This window comes from Streptomyces sp. M41(2017) (assembly GCF_002078175.1).
Classification (GTDB): Bacteria; Actinomycetota; Actinomycetes; order Streptomycetales; family Streptomycetaceae; genus Streptomyces.
Genome location: NZ_MWFK01000001.1, coordinates 2,879,891 through 2,902,977, shown reverse-complemented (window position 1 = coordinate 2,902,977; position 23,087 = coordinate 2,879,891). Strand labels below are relative to the sequence as shown.

Here is a 23,087-nt window from a genome sequence, read left to right as displayed (position 1 = left end):
AACGGTGCCCCGAGGGGCTCCCGGGGCACGACCGGGGAGCCGGCCGAAGGATGCCGGGGTGGCATTTCCGTACGCGTGGCGCCCCGCGCGCAGGGGGAAAGAGACCCACCGCACACGAAGGGCAACGAAGGACGAGCACCGGGAGCGCGGAATCAGGTCGATCGCCGGCGTACGGCATCGCACGACGTCGCGCGCAGCCGGGAGCGGAGGAGGACGTCCCGGCAAGCCGGAGCACGGGGATGCGGGAGGGGATTCCTACTGCTCGGCCAGGGCGCGCAGCCGGCTCAGGGCACGGTGCTGGGCGACCCGGACGGCGCCCGGTGACATTCCCAACATCTGCCCCGTCTCCTCGGCCGTGAGACCCACCGCGATCCGCAGCAGAAGCAGCTCACGCTGGTTCTCGGGGAGGTTGGCGAGGAGTTTCTTGGCCCATTCGGCGTCACTGCTGAGCAGCGCGCGCTCCTCCGGGCCGAGGGAGTCGTCGGGCCGCTCCGGCATCTCGTCGGAGGGAACGGCCGTGGACCCCGGGTGGCGCATCGCGGCGCGCTGGAGGTCGGCGACCTTGTGCGCGGCGATGGCGAAGACGAACGCCTCGAAGGGGCGGCCGGTGTCCTTGTACCGCGGAAGGGCGAGAAGGACGGCGACGCAGACCTCCTGCGCCAGGTCCTCCACGAAGTGCCGCGCGTCGCCCGGGAGCCGGGACAGACGGGTGCGGCAGTAGCGCAGCGCGAGCGGGTGTACGTGGGCGAGCAGGTCGTGAGTCGCCTGTTCGTCGCCGTCGACCGCGCGATGGACGAGCGCACCGATCCCCGTCGTCTCGTCTTCGCGCATCGGTCCATGGTGCCTTGGCGTCGAAGCGTCCGCGGCACCGCGTCCGTAGTTGTGCACCGAAGCGTTATGAGCAGGTGCGCCGGAACTCATCTCCTGCGCCCTCCCCTTCCGCTCGTCCGACTTGTCCCCGAGGAACTCCACACCTCAAGGATGCGGCATCCGCCGGGAAACGGGGATCGGACACCGAAGACACTCTCTTCGAGGGCCCGGCCCCACCCGCCGTCCGGCGGGTAGGGACTACTACCGTCATACCCCCGAGTCCGCTCACCTAGCGGACCAGACCCCAGCGGAATCCCAGCGCGACCGCGTGCGCCCGGTCCGAGGCGCCGAGCTTCTTGAACAGTCGCCGGGCGTGGGTCTTGACCGTGTCCTCGGAGAGAAACAGCTCACGGCCGATCTCCGCGTTCGAGCGGCCGTGACTCATCCCTTCGAGCACCTGGATCTCCCGCGCGGTGAGCGTGGGCGCGGCGCCCATCTCGGCCGAACGCAGTCTGCGCGGCGCGAGCCGCCAGGTGGGGTCGGCGAGCGCCTGGGTCACGGTGGCGCGCAGCTCCGCCCGTGAGGCGTCCTTGTGCAGATAGCCGCGGGCGCCGGCGGCGACGGCGAGTGCCACGCCGTCCAGGTCCTCGGCGACGGTGAGCATGATGATGCGCGCACCGGGGTCGGCGGACAGCAGCCGCCGGACCGTCTCGACGCCGCCCAGTCCGGGCATGCGTACGTCCATCAGAATCAGGTCCGAGCGGTCGGCACCCCAGCGGCGGAGGACTTCCTCGCCGTTGGCCGCCGTGGTCACGCGCTCGACACCGGGCACGGTCGCGACCGCGCGGCGGAGCGCCTCTCGGGCAAGCGGGGAGTCGTCGCAGACGAGGACGGATGTCATGGCCGCCCTCCGCAGCTGATGCGCGTCACCTTGAGCCTCCAGGCTGTTACGAATCGTCACCTGTGCGGTCGACACTCGCCGACGGATAGGACCGTCTGCCCGAGCGCTTGTTCCTTCGACCGCCTCCGTCCATCTCAACGATGGTCACCCGAAAGAGTTACGGGGCAGTCGGTCGTCATCGGCACTGTACGTGAGGGCGCGGACACGGTGCAGACATGCGCGCCGACCCTCAACGTTTCATCACAACCTATGCCCCATTTAGCCTGTTTTCTTCCCCTTTGCTGGTGTCTGCGGCTAGATTCGCAATGAGTCATATTTTCATCTCCTTAGATCGTAGATGTACGGTCGGTGGGCACAGAGCAGCCCAGAACGGCAACAAGGGGACACGCAATGGCAGATTTCTCCCGCCTTCCCGGTCCGAACGCGGACCTCTGGGACTGGCAGCTCCTCGCGGCCTGCCGCGGGGTCGACAGCTCGCTCTTCTTCCACCCGGAGGGCGAGCGCGGTGCGGCACGGAGCGCTCGCGAGAACTCGGCCAAAGAGGTCTGCATGAGATGCCCGGTACGCGCCGAGTGCGCGGCACACGCGCTCGCGGTGCGCGAACCGTACGGCGTGTGGGGCGGACTGACCGAGGACGAGCGCGAAGAGCTCATGGGACGGGCCCGCAACCGGCTGGTCACGGCATCGGCCACCGGCGGCGGCAGCGGCAGCGGCCCTGCTTCTTCGAACACTTGAAGGAACGTTTCTGCATAACGGGTGCTCCTGAGGGCACTCGTGCGCGTTCCTAGCGGGCCGCCGCCCGCGCGAGCCGGTCCAGCGTCGCGGCCACCGCCGGCACCTCGGCCAGGTCGGGGAGCGTGAGGGCCACGATCTCGCGCCGTACCGCGGGCTCCACCGTCACCGTGCGTGCACCTTTCGGTCGCACGGACTCGATCGCGAGTTCGGGCAGGACGGCGACACCCAGTCCCGCAGCCACCAGCCCGACCACGGCCGGATAGTCGTCCGTGGCGAAGTCGATGCGGGGCTCGAACCCGGCGCCGCGACAGACCTCGACGAGCTGACCCCGGCAGCGCGGGCAGCCCGCGATCCACGACTCGGCGGCGAACTCCCCGATGGAGACGGACTCCGCGCGGGCGAGCCGGTGCCGCTCGGGCACCAGCCCGACCAGACGGTCCGTCAGCAGCGGCCGTACGACGAGGTCGTCCCACTCCTCGACGCCCGGTGCGCCCTCGTACCGGAACGCGAGCGCGATGTCGCAGTCGCCCGCCCGGAGTTTCTCGACGGACTCGGGCGGTTCGGCCTCCTCCAGGGAGACGCGGGTGCCCGGGTGCGCGGCGCGCAGGGCGGCGAGGGCGGTGGGGACCAGGGTGGAACTGCCGCTGGGGAACGAGACGAGCCGGACGCGGCCCGCGCGCAGTCCGGCGATGGCGGCCACCTCCTCCTCGGCGGCGGTGAGGCCGGCCAGGATGCTCGCCGCGTGCCGGACCAGCGCCTCACCCGCCTGGGTGAGGCGCATCTCGCGGCCCGTGCGAATGAGCAGCGGAGTGCCGACCGACGCCTCCAGCGCCTTCATCTGCTGGCTGACGGCGGGCTGGGTGCAGCCCAGCTCGCGGCCGGCCGCCGAGAAGGAACCTGTAGTGGCGACGGCGCGCAGGACACGGAGATGACGGGCCTCGATCACTTCTTGAGCATAAGCGAGGCTTGGACACAGCGCCGAATACTGCGTCGACGCTTTGGAAGGGATCACTTAGCGTGTCTCCATGAAGCTTCTGTCGCTGAACGTGGGCCGGGCACGGTCCGTCGACTACACGGACCACCCGGACGGCGTGACCGGGATCGACAAGCGGCCGGTCGGAGGGAGCGTGCGCGTGACGGCCCCCGGTCCGAAGGGGATCGCCGCGAGCGGGCTCGCCGGGGACACCGTGTGCGATCTGCGCCATCACGGCGGCGACGACCAGGCGGTGTACGCGGTCGCACGCGAGGACCTCGACGCCTGGGAGCGCGAGCTGGGCCGTCCCCTGCCGAACGGCGCGTTCGGCGAGAACCTCACGACGGAGGGGCTCGACGTGTCCGGCGCGCTGATCGGCGAGCGCTGGCGGATCGGCTCCGAGGTGGTCCTCGAGATCACGAGCGGCCGCATCCCGTGCCGGACCTTCCAGGAGCACCTGGGCGAGAAGGGCTGGGTGAAGCGGTTCACCCTGCGGGGCGCTCCCGGCGCGTACCTGCGGGTGATCGTGCCCGGTGAGATCCGTGCCGGGGACGCGGTCCGGATCGTCCACCGGCCGGCTCACGAGGTGACCGTCGCCGTCCAGTTCCGCGCGGTCACGACCCGACGGGAGCTGCTTCCGGGCCTGTTGGCGGCCGGTGAGGCACTGCATCCGGAGGCGCGGGCGGCCGCCGAGAAGTACGTGGCGCAGCACGGCGGATGAGGGGTGTCCCGGGCCGGCCGGTCCGGGTGCGGGGAAGTCGGGGAGCGCGGCCGGGCGTTGGGCGGCACCGGGCGCGGGGCCGCTGAGCAGGTCACTAACCTTGCGCCATGACAACGGCTCTGATTACGGGATCGACCGCGGGAATCGGTGCCGCCTTCGCGCGGCGGCTGGCGGCGGACGGGCACAACCTCGTGCTGGTGGCGCGGGACACGAAGCGGCTGCACGAACAGGCGACCGAGCTGCACGACCGGCACGGCATCGAGGCGGAGGTACTGACCGCCGACCTGGCGACGGACCAGGGCATCGAGGCGGTCGCCGCCCGCCTCTCGGACCGCAGGAGCCCGGTCGACCTGCTGGTCAACAACGCGGGCTTCGGCAACAAGGGCCACTACCTCGACGTGTCGATGGCGGACGAGCTGACGATGCTCAAGGTGCACTGCGAGGCGGTGCTGCGGCTGACGTCGGCGGCGGCCGAGGCCATGCGGGAGCGCGGCCGGGGCGGCATCGTCAATGTGGCGTCGGTGGCCGCGTTCGTGCCGCGCGGGACGTACGGGGCGTCGAAGGCGTGGGTCGTGCAGTTCACGCAGGGCGCGGCGAAGGATCTCGCGGGCAGCGGCGTACGGCTGATGGCGCTGGCCCCCGGTTTCGTGCGGACCGAGTTCCACGAGCGGGCCGGGATGGGCACGGACAACATCCCGAACTGGATGTGGCTCGACGCGGACAAGCTGGTCGCGGCGGCGCTGGCGGACCTGGCACGCGGCCGGACGCTGTCCATCCCCGACGCCCGGTACAAGGTCCTGATGGGGGTGGTGAAGGTGACACCGCGCGCGCTGCTGGGCGGGATCACGTCGAAGACGGGGCGCAAGTACGGCCCCCAGTGAGGGGGATGACGACGTGAGTCGGGCTTCGTTACGCGAGAAGGTCCCCGTTCCGTAGGGAACGGGGACCTTTTCACGTGCTCATGCCGCGGCGGGCGTGGCCGTGCTCACGACGCGGTGCGTCAGTGGGAGTGACCGTGGCCGTGGCCGTGACCGGCGTCGCCCTCGTCCTCGGCCGGCTTCTCGACGACCAGGGTCTCGGTCGTGAGGAGCAGGGAGGCGATGGAGGCGGCGTTCTCCAGGGCGGAGCGGGTGACCTTGACCGGGTCGATGACGCCGGCCTTGACCAGGTCGCCGTACTCGCCGGTGGCGGCGTTGAAGCCCTGGCCCTTGTCGAGCTCGGCGACCTTGGAGGTGATGACGTAGCCCTCCAGGCCGGCGTTCTCGGCGATCCAGCGCAGCGGCTCGACGGCGGCCCTGCGGACGACCGCGACACCCGTGGCCTCGTCGCCGGTCTTGCCGAGGTTGCCCTCGAGGACCTTGACGGCGTGGACGAGCGCGGAGCCACCACCGGAGACGATGCCCTCCTCGACCGCGGCGCGGGTCGCGGAGATGGCGTCCTCCAGACGGTGCTTCTTCTCCTTGAGCTCCACCTCGGTGGCGGCGCCGACCTTGATCACGCACACGCCGCCGGCGAGCTTCGCGAGGCGCTCCTGGAGCTTCTCGCGGTCCCAGTCGGAGTCCGTGTTCTCGATCTCGGCCTTGATCTGGTTGACGCGGCCGGCGACCTCGTCCGAGCTGCCGCCACCGTCGACGACGGTGGTGTCGTCCTTGGTGACGGTCACGCGGCGGGCGGTGCCGAGCACGTCCAGGCCGACCTGGTCGAGCTTGAGGCCGACCTCCTCGGCGATGACCTGACCACCGGTGAGGGTGGCGATGTCGCCGAGCATGGCCTTGCGGCGGTCACCGAAGCCGGGGGCCTTCACGGCGACGGCGTTGAACGTGCCGCGGATCTTGTTCACGACCAGGGTCGACAGGGCCTCGCCCTCGACGTCCTCGGCGATGATCAGCAGCGGCCGCGAGGCGTTCGCCTGGATGACCTTCTCCAGCAGCGGCAGGAGGTCCTGGATGGAGCTGATCTTGCCCTGGTGGATCAGGATGTACGGGTCGTCGAGGACGGCCTCCATACGCTCCTGGTCGGACACCATGTAGGGCGAGAGGTAGCCCTTGTCGAAGGCCATGCCCTCGGTGAAGTCCAGCTCCAGACCGAAGGTGTTGGACTCCTCGACGGTGATGACACCGTCCTTGCCGACCTTGTCCATCGCCTCGGCGATGAGCTCGCCGACCTGCGGGTCCTGGGCGGAGAGACCGGCGACGGCCGCGATGTCGGACTTCTCGTCGATCGGGCGCGCGGTGGCGAGCAGCTCGTCGGAGACCGCCTTGACGGCCGCGTCGATGCCCTTCTTCAGCAGCGCCGGGGAGGCACCCGCGGCGACGTTCTTGAGGCCCTCGCGCACGAGCGCCTGGGCGAGCACGGTGGCGGTGGTCGTACCGTCACCCGCGATGTCGTTGGTCTTGGTCGCCACCTCCTTCACCAGCTGGGCACCGAGGTTCTCGTACGGGTCCTCGACCTCGACCTCACGGGCGATGGTCACGCCGTCGTTGGTGATGGTGGGGGCGCCGAACTTCTTGTCGATGACGACGTTGCGGCCCTTGGGGCCGATCGTCACCTTCACCGTGTCGGCAAGCTTGTTGACGCCGCGCTCAAGGGCGCGACGGGCGTCCTCGTCGAACTTCAGGATCTTCGCCATGGGAGCGGTTCAGCCCTCTCGGAAACTTTGGGAGAAACGAACGGCGCCCCCAGCGCCCGGTTCAAGAGAAGTAGCGGGGGCCAGGGGCGCAGTTCACTGCAATGCTGGGTGTCGGGTGGTCCGGGGGAAGCCCCCGGACGCCCTTGCCCGGTGAATTACTTCTCGATGATCGCGAGCACGTCGCGAGCCGAGAGGACGAGGTACTCCTCGCCGTTGTACTTCACCTCGGTGCCGCCGTACTTGCTGTAGAGCACGACGTCGCCGACGGTGACGTCGAGCGGAAGACGGTTACCGTCCTCGAAGCGGCCCGGACCCACGGCAAGGACGACGCCCTCCTGGGGCTTCTCCTTCGCGGTGTCCGGGATGACCAGGCCAGAGGCCGTGGTCTGCTCGGCGTCGAGCGGCTGGACCACAATGCGGTCCTCGAGCGGCTTGATGGCAACCTTGGAGCTGGCGGTCGTCACGATCCGACCTCCCCCTTCGGAGATCTCACGGGGTTAACTGTCTGAGGTGGCGACCGGGTCGATCCGTCGTCGCGGGTGCCGGATCTGCCCTTCGCCATTGGCACTCTCCAGGGGGGAGTGCCAGGCCTGACACTATGACTGCGATTAGCACTCGGTCAAGCGGAGTGCCAAAGCCGGCGGCGTGGCGCGGCCCGGACGGCCCCTCAGAACGTGCGGACGGACCCTTTCGGAGGTAGGTCTCCGGGTCCGGCTCCGGCTCTAGAGGTAGTTCTCCAGACGTGCGGGGGTGAAGCCCTCCGCCTGGATGCGCCGGAGCAACCGGACCGTGGCGTCCGTGAGGTCGGGCTCGTCGAAGCCGGTGAGGATGTCGCCCGGCCGGAGCCGGTGCGCGCCGGGGGCCCTGCCGAGGACGACCGCGCTGACCCCGCAGTCACCGGCGGCCCGCAGCGTGGTCGCGTCGTACCGGCCGTAGGGGGGCCGCAGCAGCCGGGGCCGGATGCCGAAGCGCTGCCGGAGCTTGTCCTGCTGCCCGCAGATCTCGGCGCGCTGGCCCGCGTAGGGCAGGCCGCGCAGGGAGGCGTGGTCGAGGGTGTGGTTCTGGACGGTCGCGCCGACCTCGCGCAGCCGGGCGAAGTGCGCGTACCCCGGCCCGACGACACTGTCCGTGAGGAACATGCTGACGGGCAGCCGCAGTTCACGGACCATGTCGACGAACCGCGGATCGCGTTCGGCTCCGTCGTCGAACGTCAGGAAGACGACCTTGTCGCGGGTGCGGACGTGGTCCACGACGGGCGGCAGACCCGGGCCCGCGGTGCGCGCGGCGGTCCGGGCGGGCGCACGGGGCGCCGGGGCCAGCGGGGCGGTCAGGCCCCAGCGGCGGTACGCCGTCTCCTGCGGGTGCACCCGCTGCGCCGCCTTCTTGCCCAGCCGCTCGATCGGGTCGACGGACTGCGCGCAGCCGGTGAGCAGCAGCGCCGCGAGCAGTCCGGCGACCGGCACCCGCAGCCTCACAGGTAGTCCTCCAGGCGCGCGACCGCGTAGCCCTCGGCCGTGATCCTCTTCAGGAAGCGGCGGACCAGGTCGGGCATGGTCCCCTTCCAGTCCTTGGGACCGCGGAAGTGGGTGAGGACGATGTCGCCGGGGTGCAGGTCCTGGTCCTCCTCGCGGTACTCCCAGTGGTCGACGAACACCTCCTCGTCCCAGATGGGGGCGTACTTGATCCCGCAGGACTTGGCGGCGCGCAGGGTGTCCTGGTTGTAGTTGCCGTAGGGCGGGCGGAAGAGCGAGGGGCGCTTGCCGAACTGCTTCTTCATCACGTCCTGCATGCCGCAGATCTCGTGCTTCTGCCGCGCGTAGGAGAGGCCGGGCAGGTACGGGTGGTGCAGCGTGTGGTTGTTGAGGGTGATGCCGCGGTCCCGCATCTTCCGGAAGTACCCGTAGTCGTCCTTGATCAGGTAGTCGCTGAGGAAGACGGTGTACGGGATCTTCAGTTCGCTCATCATGCGCAGGAACTGCGGGTCCTTCTCCTCGCCGTCGTCGATGGTGAGGAAGACGACCCTGTCCTTGGTGGGGACGGTCGTGAAGACGGGCGGCAGGCCCAGTTCCTTCTGGCCGTCGACCTCGAATCCCTTGCGGGCCTCGATGACCGGCTTCCTCGCGGGCGGCGCCGGGGGCATCAGGGGCGCGGTGGGCAGTCCCCAGCGCCGGGCGACGGACGTGCGGGCGGCCTGCGCCTTGCGGAGCCGCAGGGCGTACGAGTCGAGGGCGCGGGCGGGCCCGGCCTGGAGCCGGCCGGCCTGCTGACCGGCGGCGGGCCGGGCGGCGCCGGAGCCGGAGCCCTCGGCGGCACAGCCGGAGACGAGGACGGCGAGGGCCAGCGCGCCGATCCCGCAGCGCACGCCGGCCCGATGTGCGCCGTTCTTATAGTTTTGTCGTACGGGTCGCATGGGCCGGGATCCTCGCAGGTCACCTCCCTGACGCGGCCCCGACACCGCGGCCGGAGGCACACCGTCCACCGACTGGCCCACAATGGCCGGGTGAACGACGTCTCCTTCGCCTCCCTGCTCACCTCCGAGGGCCGCGCCCTGCTCGACGAGGTGCACGGCACCGAACCGGCGCAGGAGCTGGCCGTCGCCACCCGGCTGCGCCGTGAGCACCCCGCCGAGCTGGTCTCGGCGGCCCTCGGGCAGGCGCGGCTGCGGCAACGGGCGGTGGCGAAGTTCGGGGCCGAGGACGCGGGGCGGATGTTCTTCACGCCGAACGGGGTGGAGCAGTCCACCCGCACGAGCGTGGCGGTCCACCGCGCCGAACGGCTGCGCGTACTGGGCGTCCGCTCCGTCGCCGACCTCTGCTGCGGGATCGGCGGCGACGCGATCGCGCTGGCCCGCGCGGGCATCCGCGTCCTCGCCGTGGACCGCGACCCGCTGACGGTCGCCGCGGCCCGGGCGAACGCCGACGCGCTGGGGCTCGCCGACCTGATCGAGGTGCGCGAGACCGATGTCACCGAGGTGGACACGGCGGGATACGACGCCGTCTTCGTCGACCCCGGGCGCCGGGGCGGCCGGGGCCGCATCTTCGACCCGGAGGCCTACTCGCCGCCCCTGTCCTGGGCGGTCGGCGCCGCCACGAAGGCTCCCGTCGCCGCGCTGAAGATCGCGCCCGGCATCCCGCACGAGGCGGTCCCCGCCGAGGCCGAGGCCGAGTGGATCTCCGACGGCGGCGACGTCAAGGAGGCGGTGCTGTGGTTCGGCACCGAACCGGGCCTGGTGCGCGCCACCCTGCTGCCGGGCCCGCGCGAACTGCGCGGCCGCGGGCTGCCCGACCCGGCGGTCCGGACGGTCGGACGCTATCTGTACGAGCCGGACGGCGCCGTGATCCGGGCGCACCTGGTCGCCGAGGTGGCCGAGGACCTGGACGGCGGACTCGTCGACGAGACGATCGCGTACGTCACCGCGGACGAGCTGCGCCCCACGCCGTACGCCTCGGCGTACGAGATCACCGACCGGCTCCCCTTCAACGTGAAGAAGTTGAAGGCGCTCCTGCGGGAGCGGGAGGTCGGTGTCCTGACCGTCAAGAAGCGCGGGTCGGCCGTCGAGCCGGAGGAGCTGCGGCGCAAGGTGAAGCCCCAGGGACCCCGGTCCGCGACGGTGTTCCTCACCCGGGTGGCGGGCGCCCCCACCATGCTCGTCGGAGCCCCCGCGCGGCCAGCCACGACCTGACCCCGCGGACGGGTCACCGGGTCACGAGCCAGGAAGGTCCCGCGCCCGGTCCGTGAGCAGGGCGCGTTCCCGGTCGTTGCGCGCCAGCGCGGCCGCCCGTTCGAGTTCGGCCCGCGCCTCCGCCGTCCGGCCGAGCCGTGCCAGCAGGTCGCCGCGCACGCTGGGCAGCAGGTGGTAGTCGCGCAGGGCGGGTTCACCGGTGAGGGCGTCGACGATCTCCAGCGCGGGCCCGGGGCCCTCGGCCATGGAGACGGCCACGGCGCGGTTGAGTTCGACGACGGGCGACGGGACACGTGCCGCCAGCGCCCCGTACAGGGCGGCGATCCGCGGCCAGTCCGTGTCCTCGTAGGTGAGGGCCTGCGCGTGGCAGGCGGCGATGGCGGCCTGGAGGGCGTAGGGACCCGGGCTGCCGGTGCCGACGGCGTTCGAGCGGCCCAGCGCGGTGAAACCCCGGCGGATCAGCATGCGGTTCCAGCGGCGACGGTTCTGGTCCTTGAGGAGGACGGGTTCGCCACCGGGTCCGGTCCGGGCTGCGGCGCGGGACTCCTGGAGCTCCAGCAGGGCCGCCAGGGCGTGCACCTCGGGCTCCTTCGGCATCAGCTCGGCGAGCACACGGGCCAGCCGGAGCGCGTCCTCGCACAGCGCGGGACGCAGCAGGTCGTCGCCCGCCGTGGCCGCGTACCCCTCGTTGAACACGAGGTAGATGACCTCCAGCACGGACCCGAGGCGTACCTCGCGCTCCGGACCGTACGGCACCTCGAACGCGACGGCCCTGGCCGCGAGCGTCCGTTTGGCGCGCACGATGCGCTGGGCGACCGTCGCCTCCGGGACGAGGTAGGCGCGGGCGATCTCGGAGGTGGTCAGACCGCCGACGAGCCGCAGGGTGAGCGCGATCCGGGCCTCGGCGGACAGCACGGGGTGGCAGGCGGTGAAGACCAGGCGGAGCAGGTCGTCGTCGATGTCGTCCGGATCCGAGGGCTCGTCGACGTGGTGCGGCGCCGACAGCGAGAGGTCCCGCCCGACCTCCTCCAGCTTGCGCGCGTAGCGCTCCCTGCGGCGTACGAGGTCGATCGCGCGGTGCTTGGCGGTCGCCGTCAGCCAGGCCCCGGGGTTGTCCGGCACACCGTCCCGCGGCCACTGCTCCAGCGCCGCGACCAGGGCGTCCTGCGCGAGTTCCTCGGCGATGCCGACGTCACGGACGATCCGCGCGACGCCCGCGATGATGCGGGGCGACTCGATGCGGAAGATGGTCTCGACGGCCGTGTCGACGCCGCCGCCGGGGGCCTGGGTGGGCTGTTGTTCCACAGCCCACCATCAGACACCCGCGACGGCCCCCGGCCAAGCGGACCGCTCAGCCGCCGGCGATCTCGCGCACCTCGCAGGTCACCGTCCAGTGCTCCTCGTGCACCTTCAGGAACCGCTTGGTCCACTCCAGGGCCTCGGCCATGTCCTTGCACTGCATGATCGCGTAGCCGCCGACGACCTCCTTGGACTCGGTGAAGGGGCCGTCGGTGACGGTCAGTTCGCCGCCCGACCACAGGACGCGCTTGCCCTGCGCGGAGGGTGTCAGACCCTCGGTCTCCAGCATGACGCCCGCCTTGGTGATCTCCTCGATCAGTTCGCCCATGCGCTGCATCAGCTCGGGGCTGGGGCCCTCGGCGGGCGCGGTGCTCTCGTCGATCTGGACGAGTGACAGGTAGCGGGGCATGGTGACTCCTCGTGTCTCGGTGGCTCTCGGGACGGGGATCGTCCCCGCCTCTCACCTGTGCGTCGATCGGGCGAGGACGGTTTCGACACCGTCCCGGAATTTCCTCGAAGTTTTTGTCGTCTCCCCCGGAAGTCTCTTCCCCGGACGAGGTCAGCGCCTGCGCACCGCGTTCGCGGCGGCCGCCTCCGGGCAGCCGGAGAGGGCCCGGAACGTGCCGTCCCCGGCGGCCTCGCCGGCCGCCGGGGCGGCCAGGTTGGCGCAGCCGTCGGCGTCGGTGTCCAGGAGGGCCACCGCGGCTCCGGACCGGCCGTCGCGCGCACCGGCTCCCGACGGCGCCGGGCCCTCGGAGGTCGGCGGCACCGTCACCGATGTCCACGCGACGCGCTCGCCGATCCCGGCGGCGGAGCCGTGCGCCACGTCGAACCGCCGGGCGGGCCCGCCGTCGTGCGCGGCATCCGGAGCGGGATCGGCCCGGGTGCCGGCGTCCACGACGACGTCCGCGTAGCCGTCCCCGTCGAGGTCACCGACGGCGACGGCGGGGCCGCCGCGGTGTCCGGCGGTGCGGACCGGCCCGGAGCCGGTGGAGCGGTAGACGTACGTGCAGAAGGCACCAGCGCCGCAGCGCGCGGAGAGCACCAGGTCGTCCCGGCCGTCACCGTCCACGTCCCCGGTGGCACCGCCGACGACCTCGACGTGCGCGAGTCCGCCCGGGTCGAGCGCGGCCTCCCGGGCGGGGACGCCCGTACGGCGCACCGGGCCGGTCCGGACGGTCGCCCGGGTGCCCGGGGCTCCGTCGCCGCGGGCGGGGCGCAGGAGCACCAGATCCAGCAGGCCGTCGCCGTCGAGGTCGCCCGTCCACGCGATGGCGGCGGGCACCGAGGTGGCTCCGGACAGGCCGTGCGGACCGCCCCAGACGATCACGGCGTCACTCGTCCCCGCGGTGGTGACGACCAGGTCCGCGTAGCCGTCGGCGTCCAGGTCCCCGCGCGCCGCCCGGGACCCGAACCCCTCCCCCGCGACCGGTGCGCCCGGGACACCCCGGGTGGCCCGGCTGATCTCGGCCCGCCGGCCGGCGTCGCCCACGGACAGGCCGTCCGGACCGCCGTACAGCACCGTGACGCGGCCGGCGCCGCGCCGTCCGCCGACCGTGGCGGTGCCGTCGGCGACCACGAGGTCCGGGTATCCGTCTCCGTCGAAGTCCTCGCGCACGGGAGAGGCCGCGGGCACCGGGACGAAGGCGGGTGTGACGGGCACCGTCGTCGCGCCCGCCGGACCGCGCCCGGTGGGAGCCACCAGGGCCAGCACGACGACGGCGAGGGCTCCCGCCCAACGGGTGCGCGGACGCGGGGAATTCATGAGGAGGCCCTCCCGTCACGGTCTCAGGCTCACCGCACGAGACTCGCCGGTCGGCGCATTGGTTGTACGCGGCACGGGCCGGCACCCCCCGAAGGAACCAAGCGGAATGGGCTGTTCGGAAGGGTCCGCTCGGGGCGGGGACGCCTCGGCGCTGCTCGTCGCCCGCAGGACCCTCGCCGGGCCCGCTTCCACGACCGGGAACTCTTCGAAAGTTTCGATCGCAGGTCCGACCGGCTTCGGACGGCGCGCGGGGAAGCCGCTCGCCGGGCCCGACGTCACGCGGGAGGCGCCCCCGTGCTGCTGCGGACCACCAGGCTGGTCGCCAATTCCATCCGCGTCCCGGCCGCGGGCCTTTCCTGCCGGCCCAGTTCGAGCACCAGCTTCGCCGCCGCTTCGGCCATCTCCGTCAGCGGTTGCCGCACGGTCGTCAGGGGCGGACCCACCCAGCGCGCCACGGGAAGATCGTCGAAGCCGACGACACTCAGGTCCTCGGGAATCCGCAGTCCCAGCTCGCGGGCCGCCTCGTATAGGCCGAGCGCCTGGAGGTCGTTGCCGGCGAAGACGGCCGTGGGCCGGTCGGGCCGACGCAGGAGTTCGAGCCCGGCCCGGTAGCCGCTCTCGTGATGGAAGGTGCCGGGGAGGATCAGACCGGCGTCGACGGGCAGCCCCGCCGTCTCCAGCGCGGCCCGGTAGCCGTCGACCCGGGCGCGACTGCACATCATCTGCGAGGGCCCGGTGATCGCGCCGATCCGGGTGTGGCCCAGCTCGACGAGATGGCGCGTCGCGGCGAGGCCTCCGTGCCAGTTGGTGGCACCGATGGACGGCACGCCGTCGCCCGGGTCGCCGGCCGGGTCCATGACGACGAACGGCACGGATCTGCTGGTCAGCAGCGCCCGACCGGACTCGTCGAGACCGGACAGCACCAGGATCACGCCGTACGGGCGGCGCGCCGCGACCTGGTCGGCCCAGGTCCGGCCCGGGGTCAGCCGGCCGGCGCTCTCCGACAGCACGACGCTCAGCCCCTCGTCCCGCGCCACGTTCTCGACACCCCGGATGACCTCCATCGCCCAGGCGCTCTCCAGTTCGTGGAAGACCAGGTCGAGGAGGGGGGACCGGCCCGCCTCTCCCCCGCGCCGCCGGTATCCGTGGCCGCGCAGCAGCTCCTCGACCCGGGTGCGGGTCGCGGGGGCGACATCGGCGCGGCCGTTGAGCACCTTCGAAACAGTCGGAGCCGAGACCCCGGCCTCACGGGCGATCTCGGCGAGCGTCGCGGTCCGCGCTTCCACGGAATTCCCAGGCTTCATGTCCGCGATCGTATCCCTGCGCGACCTCTTGACGAACCCTCCCAATCGCCCTACGTTCCCGGAACATTCGAAGTTCAACTCGAAACATTCGCGTCGGCTCGTCGTGGAGTCGTCGCGCATACCGAGAGGTGCCGTCCCATGGAGTCCTACAGCAGACGTTGGTTCCTCGGCGCGGGCGCGACCGCCCTGGCCTCCGTCGGCGGGCTCACCGCCTGCGGCTCCGACGGCGGCTCGGGCGGCGGCGGCACGCTCACCGCGTTCGTCTACGGGGACGACGCGGCGAAGATCCAGGTCAAGTCCGTCAGCCGGTTCAACGCGTCGGCCGCGGCGAAGAAGACCAAGGGCACCGTCAAGCTGCAGAAGGTGCCCGCCACGGACTACCCGGCGAAGCTGCGCACCGCGATGGGCTCGCCCAACGCCCCCGACGTGTTCTTCAACTGGGGCGGCGGCTCGATCAAGGCGTACAAGGACGCCGGCCAGCTGGTCGACCTGACCGACGTCATCGCGTCCGACCCCGTGCTCAAGAGCGGCTTCCTGCCGTCGGTGCTCAGCGCGGGCGGCCTGGACGGAAAGAACTACGGCGTGCCGATGCGGGGCATGCAGCCCGTGATCCTCTTCTACAACAAGACCGTCTTCGCCGAGCACAAGCTCCAGCCGCCCACCACCTGGGACCAGTTGCTCGACATCAACGCCAAGCTGACGAAGGCGAAGATCACCCCGTTCGCGCTGGGCGGCTCGGACATCTGGCCGGAGCTGATGTGGCTGGAGTACCTGGTCGACCGGATCGGCGGCCCCGACGTCTTCGAGAAGATCAAGAACGGCGACGCCTCCGGCTGGGGCGACCCGGCCGTCCTCAAGGCCGCCCAGACCGTCAAGGAGCTGATCGACGACGGCGCCTTCGGCAAGGGCTACAGCTCGGTCGGCTACGGCAACGGCGGCGCTCCGGCGGTCTTCGCCAAGGGCAGGGCGGCGATGCACCTGATGGGATCGTGGGAGTACTCCACGCAGCTCGGCAAGTTCCCGGACTTCGCCAGGAAGAACCTGGGCTGGTGCGCCTTCCCGAAGTTCGAGGGCGGCGCCGGCGACATCCGCAACGTGGTCGGCAACCCCACCAACTACTGGTCGGTGAACGCCCGTACCTCCAACAAGGACGCGGCGATCGCGTTCCTGCGGGACAGCGCCTCCGAGGCCTACACCAAGGAACTCATCGCCAACGGCGACGTGCCGGCCACCTCGAACGCGGCGAGCCTGCTGGACGCCTCGCCCAACCCGGAGTTCGCCAAGTTCCAGTACCAGATGGTCCAGGACGCACCGGCGTTCACGCTGAGCTGGGACCAGGCGGTCGCCCCGAACGTGTCGACCCCGATGCTCACCGAGGTCAACAAGCTGTTCGTGGGCAAGTCCTCGCCGGACCAGTTCGTGTCGGCGCTCCAGGGGCTGAAGTGAGCACAGCGCACGTCAAGGGCGGCCCGCGCACCGCGGGCCGCCCCCGCTCCGCCGCACACGACAGGGCCGGCCGCCCGAGCGCCGCCCTGGCCCTGCCCGCCATCCTGTTCTTCGCGTTCTTCGCCGTCGCCCCGATGGTCCTGGCCTTCTACCTCTCCTTCACCCAGTGGAACGGCCTGGGCGACCCCCGCCCGGTCGGCCTGGCGAACTGGCGCAAGCTCCTGAACGACGACCGGCTCACCCAGTCGCTGACGGTCACCGTGGCGCTGACCGTGGTGAGCTGGGCGTTCCAGACGGTGATCTCGCTGCTGCTGGGCGTGTGGGCGGCGGGCAGGCAGCGCAACCGCGCGATCCTCTCGGCGATCTTCTTCACGCCGTTCCTGCTGTCGTCGACAGCGATCTCGCTGCTGTTCTACGCGCTGCTCGACCCGAACTTCGGCATCATCCACGCGGACACGCTCGGCACGACCAGCGGCGCGTTCCTCGCGATCGTGTTCGTCGGCGGCTGGCAGTTCATCCCGTTCCACACGCTGATCTACCAGGGCGGCGCACGGCAGATCCCCGAGGTGCTCTACCAGGCGGCGGCCATCGACGGCGCCGGACGCCTGCGCCAGTTCTTCTCGATCACGCTGCCGCAGCTGCGCAACACGGCCACCACGTCCGGTGTGCTGATGATCGTCGGCTCGCTCACGTACTTCGAGACGGTCCTGATCCTCACCCAGGGCGGACCCGGCACCGACACGGCGATCCTGCCGTACCTGATGTACCAGGCGGGCTTCAAGAGCTACGACTTCGGCTACGCGAGCGCGATCGCCTCGTTCCTGGTGATCGCCGCGACCGCGTTGTCCCTGCTGATGGTGCGGCTGTCCGGCTTCGGCGCCATGCGCAGCACCCGGGAAGGAATGTGACGAGGTGTCGCACGACACGTTGCAGCGCCCCGTGAGGACGGGCCCGGCCCCGGGCACCGATCCGGCCCCGCGCCGCCGCAAGCACTGGTCCGGGCGCGCCAACCCGCTCGCCGGCCTCGGCTCGGTGCTCTGGCTGGCCGTCGTGGTCGTCCCGGTCTACGCGATGATCTCGGCGTCGCTCACCCACCAGAGCGAGGCCCTGGGCCACAACGCCCTGAAGCCGCCGTCCCACCCGACCCTGGACAACTACGACACGGTCCTGCACAACGGCTTCGGCCACCTGCTGTGGAACACCGTCCTCGCGGCGGCCGCCGTCGTGGCGATCGTCCTGGTGCTCTGCGTCCCGCTCTCGTACGTCGCGGTACGGACCCGGAGCATCTGGTCGGGAGCCGCCTTCCGGCTGTTCCTGCTGGGCGTGGCGATCCCGGCGCAGGCCGTCGTGGTCCCCCTCTACCTGATGATCGCCAAGCTGGACCTGTACGACAGCCTGCTCGCGATCATCCTGCCGACGGCGGCCTTCGCGATGCCGGTGTCCGTGCTGATCCTCACCGGCACCCTGCGGGACATCTCGGAGGACCTGTACGAGGCGATGGCCCTGGACGGCGCCTCCCCCACCCGGATGCTGTTCCAGCTCGTCGTCCCCCTGGCGAAGGGCGGCATCAGCACCGTGGTCGTCTACGCCGCACTCCAGGCCTGGAACGGACTCCTCTTCCCGCTGATCTTCACGCAGTCCGACGGACCGCGGGTGCTGACCCTCGGCCTGTTCAACTACGTGAGCGAGTTCGGCGTGAACATCCCCGCGCTGCTGGCCTCCGTGGTCCTCTCCGGCGTCCCGATCTTCGTCGTGTACCTGGTGGCCCGCCGCGCGCTGGTCGGCGGCCTCATGGGTGTGGGCGGCAAGTGAACACGTACGACCAGGGGCAGTCGACCCCCCATTCACCGACAGGAGTTTCATGACCACCGCTCCCTGGCGCGATCCCTCGCTGACCGCCGCCGTCCGCGTCGACGACCTGCTCTCCCGGATGACCCTGGAGGAGAAGACCGCACAGCTGTACGGCGTGTGGGTGGGCGCGGCCACGGACGGCGACGGGGTCGCCCCGCTCCAGCACGAGATGACCGCCGGCCACGACTGGGACGAACTGATCACGCTCGGGCTCGGCCAGCTGACCCGCTCCTTCGGCACGGCCCCGGTGGACCCGGAGCTGGGCGCGCGGGCGCTGGCCCGCGCCCAGCGCGCGATCGCGGACGCCGGCCGCTTCGGCATCCCGGCGGTCGCGCACGAGGAGTGCCTCGCGGGGTTCACCGCCTGGCGCGCGACGGCCTACCCCGTCCCGCTCGCGTGGGGCGCCACCTTCGACCCGGGGCTGGTCGAGGAGCTGGGCCGGCGCATCGGCGACGACCTGCGCTCGGTCGGCGTGCACCAGGGCCTGGCCCCCGTCCTCGACGTGGTCCGCGACCTGCGCTGGGGCCGGGTGGAGGAGACGATCGGCGAGGACCCCTACCTCGTCGGCACGATCGGCACGGCGTACGTGCGGGGCCTGGAGTCGGCCGGGATCGTCGCCACCCTGAAGCACTTCGCCGGGTACGCGTCCTCGGCGGGCGGACGGAACCTGGCTCCGGTGCGGGCCGGCGGACGGGAGTTCGCGGACGTCACGCTGCCGCCGTTCGAGATGGCGCTGCGCGAGGGCGGCGCCCGTTCCGTGATGGCGGCGTACAACGAGACGGACGGCGTGCCCGCGTCGGCGGACGCGCGGCTGCTGACCGAACTCCTGCGGGAGCGCTGGGGCTTCACCGGAACCGTGGTCGCCGACTACTTCGGCGTCGGTTTCCTGCAGACCCTGCACCGGGTCGCCGCAAGCCCCGCCGAGGCGGCCCACGCGGCGCTGGAGGCGGGCATCGACGTCGAACTGCCGACGGTGAACTGCTACGGGAAGCCCCTGGTGAACGCCGTACGCGGAGGCAGCACCCCGGAGGCGCTCATCGACCGGGCGGCCCGCCGTGTACTGCTGCAGAAGTGCGAGCTGGGCCTCCTGGACGAGGACTGGAGGCCGGAGCCCGCGGGTCCCGTCGACCTGGACTCGACGGCCAACCGTGACCTGGCCGGCCGGCTGGCACAGGCGTCGGTGGTCCTGCTGGACAACCCGGCCGGGGCGCTGCCGCTGGCGCCCGGGAGCCGTGTCGCGGTCGTCGGCCCCCGCGCGGCGGATCCGCTCGCGATGCTCGGCTGCTACTCCTTCCCGTCCCATGTGCTCACGCACCACCCCGACGTCCCGGCGGGCATCGACATCCCCACCGTCCTCGACTCCCTGCGTTCCGAACTCCCGGACGCGAAGGTGACGTTCGCCGAGGGCTGCGGCGTCTCGGACCCCGACGCGTCCGGCTTCGCGGAGGCGGTGGCGCGGGCGTCCGAGGCGGACGTGTGCGTGGCGGTCCTCGGCGACCGGGCCGGACTGTTCGGCCGGGGCACCTCCGGTGAGGGCTGCGACGCCGCGGATCTCCGGCTGCCCGGAGTGCAGGGCGAGCTGCTGGACGCGCTGGTCGACACCGGCGTCCCGGTGGTGCTCGTCCTGCTGACCGGCCGCCCCTACGCGCTGGGCCGCTGGGAGGGCCGGCTGGGCGCGGTGGTGCAGGCGTTCTTCCCGGGCGAGGAGGGCGGTCCGGCGGTGGCCGGCGTCCTGTCCGGGCGCGTCGGTCCCTCGGGACGGCTCCCGGTGAGCGTGCCGCGGCTGCCCGGGTCCCAGCCGTGGACCTATCTCCAGCCTCCGCTCGGCCTCGCGAACGAGGTCAGCAACCTGGATCCGACCCCGCTGCACGCGTTCGGCCACGGTCTCTCGTACACGTCGTTCGCGTGGGAGGACTTCCAGGGAGGGGACACCGAGATCACCACGGACGGCTCCTACGACGTCTCGCTCACCGTCCGCAACACGGGCGACCGCGCCGGCACCGAGGTCGTCCAGCTCTACCTGCACGACCCGGTGGCGTCGGTGACGCGTCCGGACGTGCGCCTGATCGGCTACCGGCGTCTGGACCTGGCGCCCGGGGAGTCCCGCCGGGTCACCTTCGGCTTCCACGCCGACCTGTCGGCCTTCACCGACCGTTCGGGCGAGCGGGTGGTCGAGCCGGGAGTGCTGGAACTGCGGCTGGGGGCGTCGAGCGCGGAGGCGCGGCACACCGCGCGGCTGACACTGACCGGGCCGCGACGGGTGACGGGCGCGGACCGGCGGCTGCGCTGCGAGGTGTCGACGGGCGCCTGACGTGCACCGCGGGAGCCTCCCGCGGACAGGTCCGGGGGCGCAATCGTGGGGTCGGGTGGATCAGGTCCACCGTCCCGCCGAGGGCGCCTCCGGCGACGGCACCAGCAGCCCCCTCGGCGCCGGCCGGCGTCCCGTCAGTCCCCGGCCACCGACTCGAACCGCCACCGGTGCACGGCACGGGCCACCAGTTCCCCGTCCGGCTCCGGGAGTTCGGGCAGGTCGGCGTCGTAGGCGGCGTCCCACCAGGTGATGACGAGGACCCGGTCCTGCGGCGCCCGCAGGACCTCGCGCCGCACCGGAGCTCCCGCGACCTCCTGCCGCCGGACCCAGGCGAGCAGGTCGTCGCCCCGCCCGGCGACCGCCCGGGCCTCCCACATCAGCGCGACGGTCACGAGTAGAGGTTCTCCTTCGACACCTCGTGCACGTGATCGTGCGTGTGCGCGTGCCCCGGCACATGCGGGTCGGTCACCGGCAGGGAGGAGTCCGCGGACAGGTCCCAGTCGGAGGCGGCGCGGTTGCGGGCGACCATCTCGGCGCCCAGCGCGGCCACCATCGCGCCGTTGTCCGTGCACAGCTTCGGGCGCGGCACCCGCAGCCGGATCCCGGCGGCCTCGCAGCGCTCCTGGGCGAGCACGCGCAGCCGCGAGTTGGCGGCCACTCCGCCGCCGATCATCAGGTGGTCGACACCCTCGTCCTTGCAGGCCCGGACGGCCTTGCGGGTGAGCACGTCCACCACGGCCTCCTGGAACGACGCGGCGACGTCGCGCACCGGCACGTCCTCCCCCGCCGCCCGCCTGGCCTCGATCCAGCGGGCCACGGCGGTCTTCAGACCGGAGAAGGAGAAGTCGTACGCCGGGTCGCGCGGTCCGGTCAGACCGCGCGGGAACGCGATCGCCTTCGGGTCGCCCTCCTTCGCGTACCGGTCGATGACCGGACCGCCGGGGAAGCCGAGGTTCAGCACCCGCGCGATCTTGTCGAAGGCCTCGCCGGCCGCGTCGTCGATGGTCGCGCCCATCGGCCGTACGTCGGAGGTGATGTCGGTGGAGAGCAGCAGCGAGGAGTGCCCGCCGGACACCAGCAGGGCCATCGTCGGCTCGGGCAGCGCGCCGTGCTCCAGCTGGTCCACGCAGATGTGGGAGGCGAGGTGGTTGACGCCGTACAGCGGCTTGCCGAGCGCGTACGCGTACGCCTTGGCGGCCGAGACGCCGACGAGCAGCGCGCCCGCGAGACCGGGTCCCGCGGTGACGGCGATGCCGTCCAGGTCCCTGGCCGAGACCCCGGCCTCCTTCAGCGCCCGCTCGATGGTCGGGACCATCGCCTCCAGGTGCGCGCGGGAGGCGACCTCGGGCACGACACCGCCGAAGCGGGCGTGCTCGTCGACGCTCGACGCGATCGCGTCCGCGAGCAGCGTGGTGCCGCGGACGATGCCGACACCGGTCTCGTCGCAGGAGGTCTCGATGCCGAGGACGAGAGGTTCGTCAGCCATGGGTCTCTGTTCCTTGTACGGAGGAGGAGGGGTCGTGCAGGCGCATCACCAGGGCGTCCACGTTCCCCGGCTGGTAGTAGCCGCGCCGGAAGCCGATGGGCTCGAAGCCGAAGCGCTCGTAGAGCTTCTGCGCGCGCACGTTGTCCACGCGGCACTCGAGCATCACCTCGGCGCAGTCGAAGGCGCTCGCGGCCCGCAGCAGTTCGGTGAGCAGCCGGGCGCCGAGGCCGGTGCCCCACTGGTCGCGGCGCACGGCGATGGTCTGCACGTCGCCGAGGTCGCCCGAGGCGGCGAGCCCCGCGTACCCGACGAGGAGGTCGCCGTCGCGGGCCACCAGATAGCGGCGGGTGGCCTGCGGCCCGCGCGCGTGGGCCAGCTCGGACCAGAACATGCCCCGGGACCAGGCGTCGACGGGGAAGAGTTCCTTCTCCAGCTCCAGTACGGGATCGATGTCCCACCAGCGCATCTCGCGCAGCTCGGCGGTCACTTGGGGGTGACCACCTTGTAGTTCTTGGGCACCTGGGCGTCCGGGCGGCGCAGGTACAGCGGCCGGGGCGGCTCCAGTTCCTCGCCCGCCGCGAGCTTCTCGGCGGCCAGCGAGGCGAGCGCGGCGGCCGAGACGTGCTCGGGCGAGCGGGCGTCCGGGAAGGTGTCGGGGTAGAGGAGGGCGCCGGCGCCGACGGCGGGCAGCCCGGCGACCGACTCGGCGATCTCGGCGGGGCGGTCCACGGCGGGGTCCGACACCCGGGTGCGGGGGTCGGTGTACCGCGCCCAGTAGACCTCCTTGCGGCGGGCGTCCGTGGCGACGACGAAGGGACCCTCCACGTCGGCCGCGTACGCGAGCCCGTCGAGGGTGCACAGACCGTGGACGGGCACGCCGAGGGCGAGTCCGAAGGTGTCGGCGGTCATGAGGCCGACACGCAGGCCGGTGTACGGGCCGGGGCCGACGCCCACGACGACGCCGGTGACGGCGTCCAGCCCGAGACCGGCCTCGGTGAGCACCCGGTCGACGGCCGGCAGCAGCAGTTCCCCGTGCCGTCGCGCGTCCACCTGGCTCGACGAGGCGACGACGGCCGTCCCGTCGTGCAGGGCGACGGTGACGGCGGGAGTGGCGGTATCCAGAGCGAGCAAGAGCACGCAAACAGCCTACGGCGCCCGAGCCGGACGTACGGCC

23 protein-coding genes are annotated in these 23,087 nt (G+C 72.0%); 8 read left to right on the top strand and 15 right to left on the bottom strand.

Features of this window, described 5'->3' with window-relative positions:
- Positions 1–255: 255 nt before the first annotated feature.
- Positions 256–831 (bottom strand): sigma-70 family RNA polymerase sigma factor, encoded by a 576-nt coding sequence (locus B0675_RS12870; protein WP_081218935.1) that lies wholly within the window; start codon positions 829–831, stop codon positions 256–258.
- Positions 832–1,099: 268 nt separating this feature from the next.
- Positions 1,100–1,711: a response regulator transcription factor gene (locus B0675_RS12865; RefSeq protein ID WP_003948568.1), complete on the bottom strand. Its 612-nt coding sequence runs from the start codon at positions 1,709–1,711 to the stop codon at positions 1,100–1,102.
- Positions 1,712–2,101: 390 nt separating this feature from the next.
- Between B0675_RS12865 and B0675_RS12860 the strand changes: the two genes are divergently transcribed.
- Positions 2,102–2,446 carry a WhiB family transcriptional regulator gene (locus B0675_RS12860; RefSeq protein ID WP_081218934.1) on the top strand — a complete coding sequence of 115 codons (345 nt, stop codon included), beginning with the start codon at positions 2,102–2,104 and terminating at the stop codon, positions 2,444–2,446.
- A gap of 49 nt (positions 2,447–2,495) precedes the next feature.
- Here B0675_RS12860 and B0675_RS12855 read toward each other — a convergent pair whose 3' ends face one another.
- Positions 2,496–3,392 (bottom strand): LysR family transcriptional regulator, encoded by an 897-nt coding sequence (locus tag B0675_RS12855; protein ID WP_081218933.1) that lies wholly within the window; start codon positions 3,390–3,392, stop codon positions 2,496–2,498.
- 79 nt (positions 3,393–3,471) lie between these two features.
- On the opposite strand from B0675_RS12855, the gene B0675_RS12850 reads away from it, so the two are divergent.
- Both B0675_RS12850 and B0675_RS12845 read left to right on the top strand, forming a co-directional pair.
- Complete coding sequence (locus B0675_RS12850) at positions 3,472–4,140, top strand: MOSC domain-containing protein (protein ID WP_081218932.1); 669 nt, start codon at positions 3,472–3,474, stop codon at positions 4,138–4,140.
- Between the two features lie 107 nt (positions 4,141–4,247).
- Positions 4,248–5,021, top strand: a complete 774-nt coding sequence (locus tag B0675_RS12845) for an SDR family oxidoreductase (RefSeq protein ID WP_081218931.1) — start codon at positions 4,248–4,250, stop codon at positions 5,019–5,021.
- Positions 5,022–5,140: 119 nt separating this feature from the next.
- Here the strand turns inward: B0675_RS12845 and groL are convergent, their stop codons facing one another.
- The 4 genes from groL to B0675_RS12825 form a co-directional block, all read right to left on the bottom strand.
- Positions 5,141–6,769 carry a chaperonin GroEL gene (gene groL / locus B0675_RS12840; protein WP_081218930.1) on the bottom strand — a complete coding sequence of 543 codons (1,629 nt, stop codon included), beginning with the start codon at positions 6,767–6,769 and terminating at the stop codon, positions 5,141–5,143.
- Positions 6,770–6,924: 155 nt separating this feature from the next.
- On the bottom strand, positions 6,925–7,233 hold the full coding sequence (groES, locus tag B0675_RS12835; RefSeq protein ID WP_077796719.1) for a co-chaperone GroES: 309 nt from the start codon (positions 7,231–7,233) through the stop codon (positions 6,925–6,927).
- Between the two features lie 258 nt (positions 7,234–7,491).
- Entirely contained in the window at positions 7,492–8,244 is a 753-nt protein-coding gene (locus tag B0675_RS12830) for a polysaccharide deacetylase family protein (RefSeq protein ID WP_081218929.1), read from the bottom strand.
- Positions 8,241–9,179: a polysaccharide deacetylase family protein gene (locus B0675_RS12825; protein WP_081221753.1), complete on the bottom strand. Its 939-nt coding sequence runs from the start codon at positions 9,177–9,179 to the stop codon at positions 8,241–8,243. Before B0675_RS12825 ends, B0675_RS12830 begins: the two co-directional genes overlap by 4 nt.
- Positions 9,180–9,269: 90 nt before the next feature.
- On the opposite strand from B0675_RS12825, the gene B0675_RS12820 reads away from it, so the two are divergent.
- A complete protein-coding gene (locus B0675_RS12820) occupies positions 9,270–10,451 on the top strand; it encodes a methyltransferase domain-containing protein (RefSeq protein ID WP_241539769.1) in 1,182 nt (393 codons plus the stop codon).
- A gap of 21 nt (positions 10,452–10,472) precedes the next feature.
- Here B0675_RS12820 and B0675_RS12815 read toward each other — a convergent pair whose 3' ends face one another.
- The 4 genes from B0675_RS12815 to B0675_RS12800 all read right to left on the bottom strand — a co-directional run bounded on the left by B0675_RS12815 (position 10,473) and on the right by B0675_RS12800 (position 14,819).
- Positions 10,473–11,756 carry an RNA polymerase sigma factor gene (locus B0675_RS12815; protein WP_081218927.1) on the bottom strand — a complete coding sequence of 428 codons (1,284 nt, stop codon included), beginning with the start codon at positions 11,754–11,756 and terminating at the stop codon, positions 10,473–10,475.
- A 46-nt stretch (positions 11,757–11,802) separates the two neighbouring features.
- Positions 11,803–12,159, bottom strand: a complete 357-nt coding sequence (locus tag B0675_RS12810) for a YciI family protein (RefSeq protein WP_081218926.1) — start codon at positions 12,157–12,159, stop codon at positions 11,803–11,805.
- Positions 12,160–12,309: 150 nt separating this feature from the next.
- On the bottom strand, positions 12,310–13,515 hold the full coding sequence (locus B0675_RS12805; protein WP_081218925.1) for a VCBS repeat-containing protein: 1,206 nt from the start codon (positions 13,513–13,515) through the stop codon (positions 12,310–12,312).
- A 275-nt stretch (positions 13,516–13,790) separates the two neighbouring features.
- Positions 13,791–14,819 carry a LacI family DNA-binding transcriptional regulator gene (locus B0675_RS12800; RefSeq protein WP_081218924.1) on the bottom strand — a complete coding sequence of 343 codons (1,029 nt, stop codon included), beginning with the start codon at positions 14,817–14,819 and terminating at the stop codon, positions 13,791–13,793.
- A gap of 138 nt (positions 14,820–14,957) precedes the next feature.
- Between B0675_RS12800 and B0675_RS12795 the strand changes: the two genes are divergently transcribed.
- From B0675_RS12795 to B0675_RS12780, 4 genes are all read left to right on the top strand, one after another.
- Positions 14,958–16,265: an extracellular solute-binding protein gene (locus tag B0675_RS12795; protein ID WP_081218923.1), complete on the top strand. Its 1,308-nt coding sequence runs from the start codon at positions 14,958–14,960 to the stop codon at positions 16,263–16,265.
- Positions 16,266–16,351: 86 nt separating this feature from the next.
- Positions 16,352–17,173, top strand: coding sequence for a sugar ABC transporter permease (locus B0675_RS12790; RefSeq protein ID WP_239155346.1), 822 nt, complete (start codon positions 16,352–16,354; stop codon positions 17,171–17,173).
- Between the two features lie 31 nt (positions 17,174–17,204).
- Positions 17,205–18,077 carry a carbohydrate ABC transporter permease gene (locus tag B0675_RS12785; RefSeq protein WP_081221752.1) on the top strand — a complete coding sequence of 291 codons (873 nt, stop codon included), beginning with the start codon at positions 17,205–17,207 and terminating at the stop codon, positions 18,075–18,077.
- Positions 18,078–18,126: 49 nt separating this feature from the next.
- Complete coding sequence (locus tag B0675_RS12780) at positions 18,127–20,427, top strand: glycoside hydrolase family 3 N-terminal domain-containing protein (protein ID WP_081218921.1); 2,301 nt, start codon at positions 18,127–18,129, stop codon at positions 20,425–20,427.
- A gap of 134 nt (positions 20,428–20,561) precedes the next feature.
- Here the strand turns inward: B0675_RS12780 and B0675_RS12775 are convergent, their stop codons facing one another.
- From B0675_RS12775 to tsaB, 4 genes are read right to left on the bottom strand one after another with little or no spacing between them, the layout of a single operon-like run.
- Complete coding sequence (locus B0675_RS12775; RefSeq protein WP_081218920.1) at positions 20,562–20,819, bottom strand: hypothetical protein; 258 nt, start codon at positions 20,817–20,819, stop codon at positions 20,562–20,564.
- Positions 20,816–21,913: a tRNA (adenosine(37)-N6)-threonylcarbamoyltransferase complex transferase subunit TsaD gene (gene tsaD, locus B0675_RS12770; RefSeq protein WP_081218919.1), complete on the bottom strand. Its 1,098-nt coding sequence runs from the start codon at positions 21,911–21,913 to the stop codon at positions 20,816–20,818. Before tsaD ends, B0675_RS12775 begins: the two co-directional genes overlap by 4 nt.
- The gene (gene rimI, locus B0675_RS12765; protein WP_081221751.1) at positions 21,906–22,379 is read right to left on the bottom strand and encodes a ribosomal protein S18-alanine N-acetyltransferase; all 474 of its coding nucleotides are present in this window, start codon (positions 22,377–22,379) and stop codon (positions 21,906–21,908) included. Before rimI ends, tsaD begins: the two co-directional genes overlap by 8 nt.
- 17 nt (positions 22,380–22,396) lie before the next feature.
- Positions 22,397–23,050: a tRNA (adenosine(37)-N6)-threonylcarbamoyltransferase complex dimerization subunit type 1 TsaB gene (gene tsaB / locus B0675_RS12760; protein ID WP_081218918.1), complete on the bottom strand. Its 654-nt coding sequence runs from the start codon at positions 23,048–23,050 to the stop codon at positions 22,397–22,399.
- Positions 23,051–23,087 lie beyond the last annotated feature (37 nt).